At 73.9% G+C, this 12,875-nt stretch carries 7 protein-coding genes; 4 read left to right on the top strand and 3 right to left on the bottom strand.

From position 1 onward, the window contains the following. Window position 1 precedes the first annotated feature (1 nt). Complete coding sequence (locus tag ACIHEJ_RS02360) at window positions 2-1,735, top strand: cation acetate symporter (RefSeq protein WP_400131369.1); 1,734 nt, start codon at window positions 2-4, stop codon at window positions 1,733-1,735. Between the two features lie 149 nt (window positions 1,736-1,884). After that, window positions 1,885-3,075 carry a sensor histidine kinase gene (locus tag ACIHEJ_RS02355; protein WP_400131792.1) on the top strand — a complete coding sequence of 397 codons (1,191 nt, stop codon included), beginning with the start codon at window positions 1,885-1,887 and terminating at the stop codon, window positions 3,073-3,075. A gap of 68 nt (window positions 3,076-3,143) precedes the next feature. Here the strand turns inward: ACIHEJ_RS02355 and ACIHEJ_RS02350 are convergent, their stop codons facing one another. Then, a complete protein-coding gene (locus tag ACIHEJ_RS02350; RefSeq protein WP_400131368.1) occupies window positions 3,144-6,692 on the bottom strand; it encodes an NB-ARC domain-containing protein in 3,549 nt (1,182 codons plus the stop codon). Window positions 6,693-6,716: 24 nt separating this feature from the next. Further along, window positions 6,717-8,804 carry an N-6 DNA methylase gene (locus ACIHEJ_RS02345; RefSeq protein WP_400131367.1) on the bottom strand — a complete coding sequence of 696 codons (2,088 nt, stop codon included), beginning with the start codon at window positions 8,802-8,804 and terminating at the stop codon, window positions 6,717-6,719. Between the two features lie 287 nt (window positions 8,805-9,091). Between ACIHEJ_RS02345 and ACIHEJ_RS02340 the strand changes: the two genes are divergently transcribed. Then, the gene (locus ACIHEJ_RS02340) at window positions 9,092-9,601 is read left to right on the top strand and encodes a hypothetical protein (protein ID WP_400131366.1); all 510 of its coding nucleotides are present in this window, start codon (window positions 9,092-9,094) and stop codon (window positions 9,599-9,601) included. A 78-nt stretch (window positions 9,602-9,679) separates the two neighbouring features. On the opposite strand, the gene ACIHEJ_RS02335 is transcribed toward ACIHEJ_RS02340, so the two are convergent. After that, a complete protein-coding gene (locus ACIHEJ_RS02335) occupies window positions 9,680-11,686 on the bottom strand; it encodes a serine/threonine-protein kinase (protein ID WP_400131365.1) in 2,007 nt (668 codons plus the stop codon). A 641-nt stretch (window positions 11,687-12,327) separates the two neighbouring features. Between ACIHEJ_RS02335 and ACIHEJ_RS02330 the strand changes: the two genes are divergently transcribed. Then, on the top strand, window positions 12,328-12,792 hold the full coding sequence (locus tag ACIHEJ_RS02330; protein ID WP_400131364.1) for a hypothetical protein: 465 nt from the start codon (window positions 12,328-12,330) through the stop codon (window positions 12,790-12,792). Window positions 12,793-12,875 lie beyond the last annotated feature (83 nt).

Here is a 12,875-nt window from a genome sequence, read left to right as displayed (position 1 = left end):
GGTGAACCGGACGTACGGCATCGCGGGGGTGACGGCGGTGGTCCTCGCCACGGTCCTCGTCGGCGCGCTCGGCCTGCGCATCTCCCGTACCACCTCCGACTTCTACGTCGCCTCGCGCACCGTCGCGCCCCGGCTCAACGCCTGTGCGGTGAGCGGCGAGTACCTGTCCGCCGCCTCCTTCCTCGGCGTCGCCGGACTCGTCCTCGCCCAGGGCGTCGACATGCTGTGGTTCCCGATCGGCTACACCGCCGGGTTCCTGGTGCTGCTCGCCTTCGTCGCCGCCCCGCTGCGCCGCTCCGGCGCCTACACCCTGCCCGACTTCGCCGAGGCCCGGCTCCAGTCCCGGGCGGTCCGCCGGGTCGCCGGTGTCCTCGTCGTCGGTATCGGCTGGCTGTATCTGCTGCCCCAGCTGCGCGGCGCCGGACTCACCCTGCGGCTGCTGACCGGTGTGCCCGGCTGGCTCGGCGGTCTGGTCGTCGCCGCCGTCGTGACCGTGGCCGTGGCCGCCGGCGGGATGCGCAGCATCACCTTCGTCCAGGCGTTCCAGTACTGGCTGAAACTCAGCGCTCTGCTGGTGCCCGTGGTGTTCCTGCTGCTCGCCTGGCACACCGACCGCAGCCCGGCGCCCGCCTGGGACGAACGGCCCGTCTTCCACCGCGCCACCGAGGTGCGCGTCGACCGGCCGCTCACCCTCACCCTGCACGCACCGGTCCGCGTGACCGCGTCCGGCACCGTCGACGGCCGTCCGCTGCACGGGGACATGGTGCGGCTGGGCGAGGGCCGGCACCGGGTCGGCGCCGGCACGACCCTGCGCTTCCCGCCGGGCGCGCGCGTCCCCCTGCCGGACCGGCCGCCGCACCGCACCGCCCCCTCCAGCTGGGCCAGACCCCTGTCGTCGGACCGCGAACAACACAGCCTGTACGCCACGTACGGGCTGATTCTCGCCACCTTCCTCGGCACGATGGGCCTGCCGCACGTCGTCGTCCGCTTCTACACCAACCCGGACGGGCGCGCCGCCCGCCGCACCACCGTGATCGTGCTCGGCCTGCTCGGCGCGTTCTACCTGCTGATGCCCCTGTACGGGGTGCTGGGCCGGCTGTACGCCCCCGACCTGCTGCTCACCGGCGACACCGACGCGGCGGTCCTCGTCCTGCCCCAGCGGCTGGTGGGCGGAGTCGTCGGCGACCTGCTCGGCGCGCTCGTCGCCGGCGGCGCCTGTGCGGCGTTCCTGTCCACGGCCTGCGGACTCACCCTGTCCGTGGCGGGCGTCCTCGCCCAGGACGTGCTGCCCAGGCTCGGCATCCGCCACTTCCGGCTCGCCACCCTGCCCGCGGTCGCGGTGCCGACCGCCGCGGCCGCCGTGGTCAGCGATCTGCCGGTGGCCGACGCGGTCGGCCTGGCCTTCGCCGTCTCGGCCTCCTCCTTCTGCCCGCTGCTCGTCCTCGGCATCTGGTGGCGCGGCCTGACCCCGCCGGGCGCGATCGCCGGGCTCCTCCTCGGCGGCGGCTCGGCGCTCACCGCGGTGACGGTGACCATCGCCGGCGGCGCCCGCTCGGGCTGGCTGCACACCCTGCTGGCCTGGCCCGCGGTGTGGTCCGTGCCCGCCGGGTTCGCGGCCATGGTCCTGATTTCCCTGGCCACCCACGACCGTGTCCCTGCGGGCACGACGGCGACGATGGCCCGCCTGCACCTGCCCGAGCCGACCCACTCGACCCGCTCGCCCCTGACCCCGTGACCCCCTGACCCCGTGACCCCCTGACCCCCTGACCCCCTGACCCCTGCCCCCTTGACCCCTGCCCCCTTGACCCAGGAGCAGCCCGTGCCTGCCCGTCACCCGAACCGGCCGGGACCGCGCCACGGCAACGAGCCGTGCCCGCACCGCCGATGACCGTTCTCGCCACCGCGGCCCTCGCCCTGGCCGGGCTCGCCCTCCTCGCCCTGGGTGCCGCCCTGGGACACGGCGCGGCCCGCCGGCAGCGGGAGCACGCGGCCCCCGCCGACGGTGCCCGCGCCACCTCCCACGTCCTCCACACCGCTGCGCTCGCCGCGGCACCCTTACGCGCCGGACTGACCCCGGACACGGCCCGCAGGACCGCCCGCCGACTGCGCCCCCTGCTCGGCGTCCCCGCCGTCGCCCTCACCGACGACGGTTCCGTCCTCGCCTGGGACGGACCCGCCGCACACCACCTCGGCCACCTCACGGCGCAGCTCCCGCCCGCCCCGCGCGTGCGGACCCTCCCCGTGCCGCCCTGCGCGGACTCCCGCTGCCCGGTCCGCTGGGCGGTCCTGGCCCCCCTCACGGCCGGCGGCCACACCACCGGAGCCCTCGTGGTGCTCGCAGCCGAGGAATCCACCGCCGCGGTCCGGGCGGCCGAGGAGGCGGCCCGCCGTCTCTCCCTGGAACTCGACCTCGCCGGCCTGGACCTGGCCCGCTCCAGCGCCCACGAGGCCGAGGTCCGGGCCCTGCGCGCCCAGATCTCCCCGCACTTCATCTACAACTCCCTCGCGAGCATCGCCTCCTTCGTCCGTACCGACCCCGAACGCGCCCGGGAACTCCTCCTGGAGTTCGCCGACTTCACCCGCTACTCGTTCCGCCGTGACGGCGACTTCACCACCCTCGCCGAGGAGTTGCGCTCCATCGAGCAGTACCTGGAACTCGCCCGCGCCCGCTTCGGCCGCCGCCTCCGGGTCACCCTGCGCATCGCCCCCGAGGTGCTCCCCGTGACGCTGCCGTTCCTCTGTCTGCAGCCCCTGGTCGAGAACGCGCTCAAACACGGTCTGGAGGAGTCCGTCGACCGCAGCAGCGTCACGATCACCGCCGAGGACGAGGGCACCGAGGCCCGGGTCGTCATCGAGGACAACGGCATCGGCATGGAACCGGACCGCCTGCGCGCGATCCTGCGCGGCACGGCCGGACCGTCCACCGGCATCGGCCTGCGCAACGTGGACCGCCGGCTCCGCCAGGTCTACGGCGACGACCACGGCCTCGTCATCGAGACGGGCGTCGGAGCGGGCACGAAGATCACCGTCCGCCTCCCGAAGTTCCGCCCGGGCATCCAGGCCCCGCTTCCCTGACCGGCGCCGGCCTCTTCCCGGAGCCACGACCGGCCTGGGAGGAGGCCCCGGCGGCCCTCGGCGGACTCTCAGCCTCGCGCTCCGGCACCGGTGGCCAGGGATGCGGAGGTGGCGAGCGACTGTGCGAAAGCCGCGATCGCCGTCATGTCCGAGCGCGTGACCAGTTCGGTGAGCTGCCTCTCCCAGTCGGGACGGAACTCGTAGGCGAGCAGGTGCCCCTCCCGATGGGTGCCCAGACGGTTGCCGCACAGGGCGTCCAGACCGGGAGCCGGGATGACCACCGGAGTCCGGAAGATCGCGCGCTCCGTGGCGCCGGGGGCGAAGCGGCTCTGACCGAGCAGCAGAGCCGGGTCCACGAGCCGTGCGGCGTCCTCGCACCAGACGGTCACGTGTCCCAGGACCTCCCCGTGCTCCGTGATCGCCGGCGGGTGCTGCCACTCGGGCAGGTCCAGTGGCTCCCCGTCCTTGCGCCTCACCTCCAGCGTCGCGGGAACCAGCCGGCTGTCCATCCCGAGAGCTCGCAGTGCGGTGGCGAACGCGAAGGCCAGGAACACCGGGGAGGGCGCCGCCTGCCCGCCCAGGTGGTAGGCGGTGGCCCCCAGCAGGCCGTACAGCAGGCGGGCGTCCGGCGGGACGACGCCTGCGAGCGACACGGCGTCGTGCCAGGCGTACTCGGACATCCGGTGCGGCCCGAGGCCGCCCGACGGGGGCAGTGGAAAGACCGCGGGCGCGTGCCGGTCCGCCTTCTCGTGAGATGCCGCGCCGCCACCCTGATCGTCCGGCTCCAGGAACTGCCGCGCGGTGGCCGCGAGGGGGACATGCCCCTGCCCCGCGGCCTCGAAGAGCCCGAGGCTCTCGCGCATGAGGGTGCGGCACAGCTCCAGATCGCCGTCCGGGTGCCCGATCAGGTGCCGGGTCATGGCCAGCACGGCGCGCCGCTGGACGACCGGCGCGAGCACGTCCGGCCCGGCCTCGGTGTGGGCTCTCAGCAGGTCCTCCGCTCGGTCGATCATCGACTCCGCGGCCTGCAGCACCCAGGTTTCGGTGCCGAGGTTCTCATGGTGTCTGCGGAGACTGCCGACCATCACGGCGTGTGCCGCCTCCACGAGGCGGTCCGCATGGTGACGCATGACGTTCACGACCGTCCGCTCGGCGGGCTCCGGGATCCCGGCGGTCAGGGCGAGCGCCTCCTCCAGCCGGCCCGTCGAGGCCTTGACGACGGCATCCAGGAAGCGCAGTTCCGTGCTCGTCTCCGCCTCGTCCCTGGCCTCCGCCCCGACCTGGTCGATGACCAGCGCCGCCCCGTCCCAGTCCTGGATCCAGACGTGGACCTGGGCCTGCTCCAGCCGGACTCGGAAGGCGACCGCGGGAGGAACCGTCTCGCGCCGCAGTACCTCTTCGATCCTGCCCTGGGCACGGGCGATCTCGGCGAACCGGTCCAGGGCGACGGCGGCGCGCATCTCGGACACGTGGGCCAGCAGCAGGCTCTCCACCCGGTCCGGCTCCAGGGCGTCCAGACTCTCCAGCAGCGTACGACCGGTCCGGGCCGCCTCGGCGGCCTCCTCGAACCGCGACAGGTTCAGCAGGCACTGGGCCAGGGTGATCGTCGTCGCGGCCCGCCGGTAGACAGGCTCGTCCACCACCCCGTCGTCGGCCCGCTCCACGATCTCCAGAGCTTCCCGCAGGAGCCCCTCACCGCGCACCGGGTCACCGTGCACCGTGGAGATGGCGGCGGCGACGTTGGCCAGCAGCGCGACCGTGCTCCCGTCGGCCCGGCCACTGCCGCGCACATTGCGTGCCACGTGCACCGCATGCTCGATCAGTTCTGCCGCCTCGGTCCACGCCAGCCGCTTCTGACTCTGCAGCAGCCGCAGAACCAGCTCGTGCTGGAACTGACCCTCCATCATGCCCACGGCGTCGCCGTCCAGCATCCCGCGGGTGACCTCCTGGACGATGCGGTGGATCGACAGCGTGCCGTCGCGGGGGTCGACGAGGGAGAACCTGCGCAACTCCGCCACCGCGCCGTAGACGGCCGATCCGCCAGGGAGGTCGAGCGTAGCGAGGTGCAGCGGGATGAAGTCCGGCGCGAGCAGGGCGCATCGGGCGAGCAGGACGGCGGCGAGCTGTCGTGGCGAGTCCTCGGGCGAGTCGAGGGCCTGCCCGACCACCTTGCGGACGCTCAGGGTCACCGCCGCGGTCAGGGTTGCGCGCTGCGGGTAATCGATCGGCACGAAGCCGGAGTCGTCGAGCAACCGGGTACGGCAGTCGGCGAGTTCGGTGAGATAGGTGCCGACCGGGCACTGCGTCGCCCCTATGTAGCCGGTGGCCTGGGCGATGCCGAGTGGAATGCCTTCCACCGCGTCGACCAGCGCGGACACCTCCGCGTCGGAGACACCGGGCAGCCGCTCCCCGGCCCATGCCGTGGCCTCCTCGGACGCCATGCGCTCCACCAGCAGTCCGCCGTCGGAGGCGGCCCAGGCCGAGTCGCGGGTGGTGATCAGCACATGGGCGCCGTCGCAGCCGGGGAGCAGCCCGTGCAGCTGCTCCCGGTCCGCCACGTTGTCGAAGACCAGCAGCAACCGGGACCCCAGGTGGGCCAGGCGGCGGCCGACCAGGGCGAGAACCTCCTCCTCGGACGCCGAATCGCTCTCCTGCCGCTCCTCGGCGACCATCCGGCGGTAGGCGGCGACGACGTCGTCCCGGGTGTCGGAGGGGATCCACCAGACGAACTCGTACGCCGCCCGGTGACGGTGGGCGTACAGCCGGGCGATGCTCGACTTGCCGATGCCGCCGAGTCCCGCCACCACCACGCGTACCGTGCCCGTGTCGGGCTCCGCGAGGAAACGCTCCCTGAGCGCCGTCAGTTCCCTGCTCCGGCCGCGCACGCCCGCCGCCGAAGGGACGTCGCGGAACGGGGCGCGGTTCGGCCCGGGTGTCCCCGCCGACGTCCCGGACACGCCCCGGCGGCCCTGCAGCAGCCCGGGAAGCTCGTCGAGCCGGACCGTCCGCCGGGCGAGGCGCCGCTCGCCGGACCACTGGAACACCTTGACGAACAGTCCGTCGATGGTGGCGTCGACGTCGGTCGCCGCCAGGGCCGTGGGGGAGAGCCGCAACAGCTCCAGCCGGGCCTGGTCGAGGATCTGCTCCCACGGACCGATGCGTGTCTCGATCTCCAGCCGGCGCAGCAGCGCGTGGTCCTCGACGGTGAGCGCCACCGAGGCCGGCACCAGGCTCGCGCACTCTGCGAGCCAGCGGTCGGGGTCCGCCGTGGCCCGGGCCCGGGCCACGGCGTCGCGCAGCGCCTGACCCGACCGGTGCACGGGCGCGTCCGAGAGGAACCGCAGTACCGCGGTGCCGCCGGGGTCCGCCTCTCCCCACCGGCGGGCCAGCCGCAGCAACTCCCCACCGGTCCACGAACCCGGCTCGACACGAGTCTTCGCCTGGGCGAGCAGCAGTGGCCGGCCCTCCGGGTCACGCACCTCGAAGTCGATCGCCTCGTCGGCGCCTTCCACCCGGAAGGTGTCGGCGTCGGGGTACTCCTCCGGGGTGTGGATCAGCTGCAGAATGGCGCAGGCCGTCTGGAAACCCATGCCCCGTGCCGTGTCGACTCCGCCCACGTACCGCCCCTCCTGGATCTCGGCTCACCCATCAGCATGCCGGACCCCACTGACAACGCGACCGGAGCCCATCGGTGGGCGGTCCCCAACTCCTCGGCACGGGTCCGGATTCCGCCCGGCCACACTTGACGCCGTCAGACCGCCCGCCGCCAGCAGATCGGTCACGTCGCTCACCAGGCCGCGGCCCGTGCCGCCCGCCTCGGTGAGGTGGGTCTCGAAGGTTCTGAGGGTGCGGAAGACCTCGGCGTACGCCGCCTGTTCGGGCAGGGGGAGCTGGAGGACCTGCAGGCGCCGGATGTCGACCCGGGAGGAGCTGGAGGCGTGGGTGCCGGCCTGGCGTCCGTTGGCGGGGGAGCGCAGGCAGCCGGCGAGGAAGTGGGCGTCCAGCTTCGCGGGGTCCACCCGCAGGGCGTAGAGCTGGGGGCCCAGAGCTGTCGGAGGCCCTTCGTGCACCCAGGCCTTGAACGCGCGCACGACCCCGGCGACCACGACATCGCCCTCCTCGGCGATCGCGGACGCCGAGGAGGCGGCGACGAGGCCGCCGGGGGTGCCGTCCGTCAGCAGGTCGGCGACGGTCAGGAACGGCACCGTGGCGCCTGCGGGCGCCCCCGTCGCCTCCGACGGCTGCTGGCCCGCCCGCAGGGACAGGGCACCCGCCTTGACGAGGTCCCCCACGCCGGCCGTGGCCGGTGGCCGGTCGGCGTCGAAGCCCAGCTCCGCCAACCGCTCGGCCCGGCGCCCCAGATCGGCCAGCAGTGTCCCGAGATCCTTCCAGGCGGCGACGAGTTCGCGACCGGACGGCTCGGTGCTCGCCGCGGTGTGACGGCCGGGAGTGACGTCCACCTCGTCGTCCAGGAGCTCGATGAGGGGGACCCGGACGGCGCCGTCCGGCAGCTCCGCGTCCGCGCGGTCGAGGGCTTCCAGCGCGGCGAGGACGTGCGTCTGCAACGCCTCCCAGTGCGGGCCCGGTTCACGCGCGCCGGTGCGTGCGAAGCGGGTCGCGTCGACGAGCAGCGCGTCCTGGCCGGGCGGCAGCGCACCCGGGCCGTCCGCGGCGGCCCGCAGCACCCACAGCTGGAGCGAGACACTGTGCGGCTGTGCGCTGCCGGGCGGGAGGGCCACCACGGCCCGGAGCGCGCCGGTGCGCAGGAGGGAGCCCCGGATGCGCCGGCCCGCCTTGCGGGAGGCGACCGCCGGCGGCAGCACGACGACGGCCGCTCCTCCGGGCTCGAGGTGGGCGAGCAGGTGCTGCACCCAGGCCAGTTCCGGCTCGGTGCGCGGCGGGAGTCCGTGCGCCCAGCGCTGGTCGGTGGCGAGTTCCTCGTAGCCCCAGTCCCGTTCGTTGAACGGCGGGTTGCAGAGCGCGATGTCGGCCCGTACTCCCGGGAACGGATCGGCGCGCAGGGCGTCCGCCGTGACGGTCTCCGTACGGACGGCGTGCTCGTCGGCGACGAACGCCAGCCGTGCGGAGGCCAGCGCCGCGAGGGCCGGGTCCCGCTCGCTCGCCCGTACCACCAGGCCCGGGCGCGCGCCCTCCTGCACCGCCGCGGCGGCCAGGTGCCCGGTGCCGCAGGCCGGGTCGAGGACGGTGAGGTCTCCGTCGCCCCCGCCGGCCCGGGCGGCGAGCGCGATCCGCGCCATCAGCGTGGCCAGCGGCGGTGGTGTGGTGCTCAGTTGGCGTACATGGGTCTCGAGCCACCGCTGGAGCAGGAACTCGAACGTCGCCCGCGCCCCCTCCTTCCGCCCCAGCCTCGCCGCCTCGGCCGCCAGCTCCGCCGCCTCCGGGGTGAGCCGGGCGTGCGAGGTGCGTGCGCGGGGCGCGCGCATACGGCGGGCCGCCTCGGCGATGGCCAGCCCCGACTCGTCCCTGCTGCCCAGCGCCTCGAACCGGGGCCACAGCAGCTCACGCCCGCCGATGGTGTCGAGCTTGCCGTTGGCCCTCAGCCACTGCTCGACCTCCGCCAGGGAGAACTGCGGGCTGACGTCCGTACCGCCGATGCGCGTGGGGAAGGAGTCGTGGCGCCGCCGCCAGTTGCTCACCGCGGCGCGCCCCACACCGGCGATCCGTGCGATCTCGGCGAGGCTGACGGGTACGGCGTCCGAGGTGCTCATCGACGGTCTCCGAGGTGCTGGCGCGCCGGCATGCGGGCCGGTGGGCGTGTGCGAGGCCGGGGTGGCCATCATGAGAGGCTACTACGCCCACTGCACCCGTTGACTGTGTTCACAGTGCAACTATCGCGATCTCGTGTGTGGGAAGTGTGGAGGCGGACGAAGCGCGCGCCGGGGACCACGGCGCTCCCGATCACCACCACGCGCCCCCACGGAGCCGGATGTCGCCCATGCCAGGTGGGCAGTGACTCAGGCATAACCCAGGCCCCACAGGAGAGGATCCACCGCTCATGAGCCGACACCTGGCCCGCCCCGCCGCCCTCGCCGCTTCCGCCGCGCTGCTGGCCGGAGGATGGCTGACGGCGGCCGCGCCCTCGGCCGGTGCCGCCCCCGCGAAGTACTCGCAGGCGGCCGCCGAGCAGCAGCTGAAACGGGCCGGGATCACCTGGGTCTCGTCGGGCCGGTGCAGCGATCGGAAGAGCAGCCGGTGCACCTCCTTCGAGCAGATCAACAAGAGCACCGTCGCCGGGGTCATCGACTTCAAGAAGGCCAGCAGGTGCGCGGTGACGCTCACCGCCGGCACGGAGAGGGGACACGCCGGCGGCACGTACAGCCACTGGCACGGCTACAAGGTGGACATCAAACCGACGTCGTGCGTGAACTCGTACGTCACCCACCGGTTCCGCTACATCGGCGAGCGCCACGGTGACCACGCGAAGCAGTACAAGTCCCCGTCGGGCAACGTCTACGCCCGCGAGGGATCGCACTGGGACGTGACCTACTACCGCGGCACGCGCTGACGTCCCGCCGGTGGCGGGACCGTCGTACGCCGGTCCCGCCACCGGTGTGCCCGGGCGCCCGGGCGTCGTACCGGGTCGTCACCCGGCGGGGCACTCGGAGCGCGAAGTGGCCGTGCCCCAGCGGATCATCAGGTAGCCGGACCCGCCGATCTCCGCGACGGCGTAGCGGGAGTAGGGCCAGCTGCCGCCCGACGCGCTCTCGCGCTGGGTCACGAGGGCGCGGCAGGCCTCGCCGGCGGCCATGGACGCCCAGGACTCGACCTGCTCCTGATTCCACTGCACGTAGTCGGACCACACGTACATCACCGAGTTGCCGGTGTCGAAGCCCACCTTGATCTCGGCGTTGCCGAGGACGCGGTCGGTGCCGAGGGTCCCGCGCATCGCGTTGGAGCCCGTGATGATCTTCCTGGCGGTGCGGTCGGCGACGCGGATCTCGGTGCCGTCGGTGCTGGGGATCATCGCGTTGCCGAGGCCGTCCTCGTCCGGTTGCCAGTCCTCGGCGGTGCCCGGCTCCTGCCCGGTGTCGTCGTCGGCGGCCGACCGGCACGAGGAGTTGGCGACGAAGTCGTCCTGCCACGTCACCTGGAGGCCCTGGCCCTGCTCCTCCTTCACCAGGACGTAGTGGCGGTACGGCAGGTCCGGGTGGAGACGCAGGACGACGTCCCGTGCCGTCAGGCACATGTTCTTGGCGATCTCCGTCTCGGCGTACATGGCGCCCTGCTCGTCGGCGGTCAGCCGGTACGAGAGGTAGATCTCCCGGCGCGAGGGGGCGAACCTCACCGTGTCCGGCGTGAACTCGGCGCCGTCGCCCAGCTCCTGGGCGACGACACCCTCGTCGTGCAGGACGGCGCGTGCCACGTCGTGCTCGCCCGCGCCCTGCGCCGCCCGTGCCCGGGCGAAGGTCTGCGCGCTCGCCGATTCGCCGCTCGTGCCCTGCCGTTGCGCGGCCGGGCTCGCCGCGGGGTGGGCGGACCCCGCCGACGCGAGCGGCGACGAGGAGGCCGCCGACGCGGGCGGCCGGGGGTCCTTCCCGGTGCCGCCGGGCAGGAGGGCCACCGCCCCGCCGGCCAGGCCGCCGACCACGACGGCCGCGGCGACGACGATCCCGGCCCGCCGCATCCTCGCCCGGCTCCCGCCGGAGGGCAGCTGCCATGTGGGGTCGTCACCGGCCGGCACGTCCCAGACGGCCGCCACCATGTCCACGGCCGTCACCGTGGGCATCGCGGCGGCGTTCACCACCTGGGTGGCCTGGGAGGCCAGCAGGGCCCCGCACTCCTCGGCCGCCCGGGCGGCGGACGGGCGGTCACCCGGCTCCTGGGCCAGGGCCCGCTCGACGATCCGGCGCAGCGGTGCCGGGACCCCGTCCAGGTCCGCCTCCCCGGACATCACGCGGAAGGCCACCACGTCCGGCGCGCCGGCGCCGAACGGCAGCCGCCCGGTTGCCGCGTAGGCCACCAGCGCTCCCCAGGCGAACAGGTCGCCGGCCGGACCCGCGGTGCCCTGCCGGTACTGCTCGGGGCTGATCCAGCCCGGCGTGCCGGACATCACCCCGGTACGGGTGACGCTGGTGCCGTCGGCGGCGTGGGCGATGCCGAAGTCCAGCACCCGCGGACCGGCCGGGGTGAGCAGGACGTTCTGCGGCTTGACGTCCCGGTGCACCACTCCCGCGGCGTGGATGGAGGCCAGCGCCCCGGCCGTGGCGGCCGCGAAGGCGTACAGGCTCGCCTCCGTGAGCGGGCCGTGCGCGAGGACGTGCTGGTTCAGCGTCGGCCCCGGGACGTAGGCCGTGGCCAGCCACGGGGTCTGTGCGTCGGGGTCGGCGGCGAGCAACGGCACCAGGTGCGGCCCGGTGACCCGGGAGGACAGGTGCACCTCCCGCCGGAACCGGGCCCGGAACTCGGGTTCCTGGGCCTGCTCGGGATGGATCACCTTCACCGCCACGCGGGTGCCGTCGGCGGCGACCCCGGCATGGACGGTGCCCATGCCTCCGGCGCCGAGACGACCGACGATGCGGTAGGGGCCTATGCGGGAGGGGTCGCCGGGCCTGGCCGGCCGGACTCTTCCACCGGAGCCGTTTTCGCTCACGAAAGTCTTCCTCGGGTGAATGGTGCTGCGCTGAGGACCGGATGAGACGACGTCAGGGCCGCCGGTCCGGCTGACAGGGTCTCAGACCGACCGGTGAGTCATCATCATCGAACATGTGAACAGAGTCAATCGATGAGATTCTCTCTCCTGGACTGTTCGGTCGGGCGGCCCCGCTGTGACTGCTACGCTCGGCGTGTGTGCTCAGTTCACACATGGGCCGGCGTGCCGGGGGTGCGTCCTCAACAGCGGGTGGGGTGGCGCGTGAGCCAGGGTGACAAGGGCCTCGGCGACGGCGTTCGGCCGGTCGGTTCCGTTCGTCACTACGACGACGGACTGCATGTCCGCGTCGACGACGCCGTACGAGCTGGTCGGCCCGGAGGACTCCCACGGGTACCGGCAGGGTGACGACCTCGGCCGCTGCACCCTGTACCTGAGCAACGGCACCGCCGGGCCCGTCGACCTGGACGGCATCACCCTGCCGGTGCGCACCGGGCCGTACGGCAGGACGGGGCGTCAGGTGCGGGACCCCCGGACGGACGTCCTCGACGACGACCTCGCCGGCACCCTGCGCAAGGGCCGCCGGGCCTCCGCGACCTGGGCCTACAGCATCCCGGCGCACGGCCGCCGAGCAGGACGTCGAAGTGACGCCCGGCTGCCGTTGCTCGCCGAGGCTCGCCGCCGCGTTCCACCGGCTACTGCGCGAGATGCAGGAGTTGCAGGCCGCCATCGACGCCCCGGACGACACGCCCGTGGGCGTGGACGCGGCGAACCTCGTCTTCCTCAGGAAGACACAGTCCGCCCAGCGGGAGCGCCGCACGCAGCGGCTCGGCTTCCTGCGGAGCTTCCTCGACACCGTGCGGGTCGGCCGGGAGGCGGGGGCGCCGCGGGCGGTCCACCCCGGCGCGCTGCTGGTGCTCGACTTCGACGGGCGGACCGACGACGCCACCCTCTACACCATCGCCGAACTCCCCACGGGGGAGGCGGAGATCATCTCTCCGTCGTCGCCGCTCGGGCTCGCGCTGACGGGTCAGCCGGCGGGGCGGGAGATCACGTACGACACCCAGGACAGGACCCGTACCGTCGTCGTCCGGGAGATCCGGGCCTGACGACGGTGCCCGCGGCGCCCCCGGACCGCTCCCCGGCCGGGGACGCCGAACGGGGCCGAGCTCAGCCCGCGACCGGCTCCAGC

The sequence above is a fragment of the Streptomyces sp. NPDC052301 genome, from assembly GCF_044593395.1.
In the GTDB taxonomy this organism is placed as follows: domain Bacteria; phylum Actinomycetota; class Actinomycetes; order Streptomycetales; family Streptomycetaceae; genus Streptomyces.
Note: the sequence above shows the minus strand (reverse complement) of the source record. Positions and strands in the feature narration are given on the sequence as shown.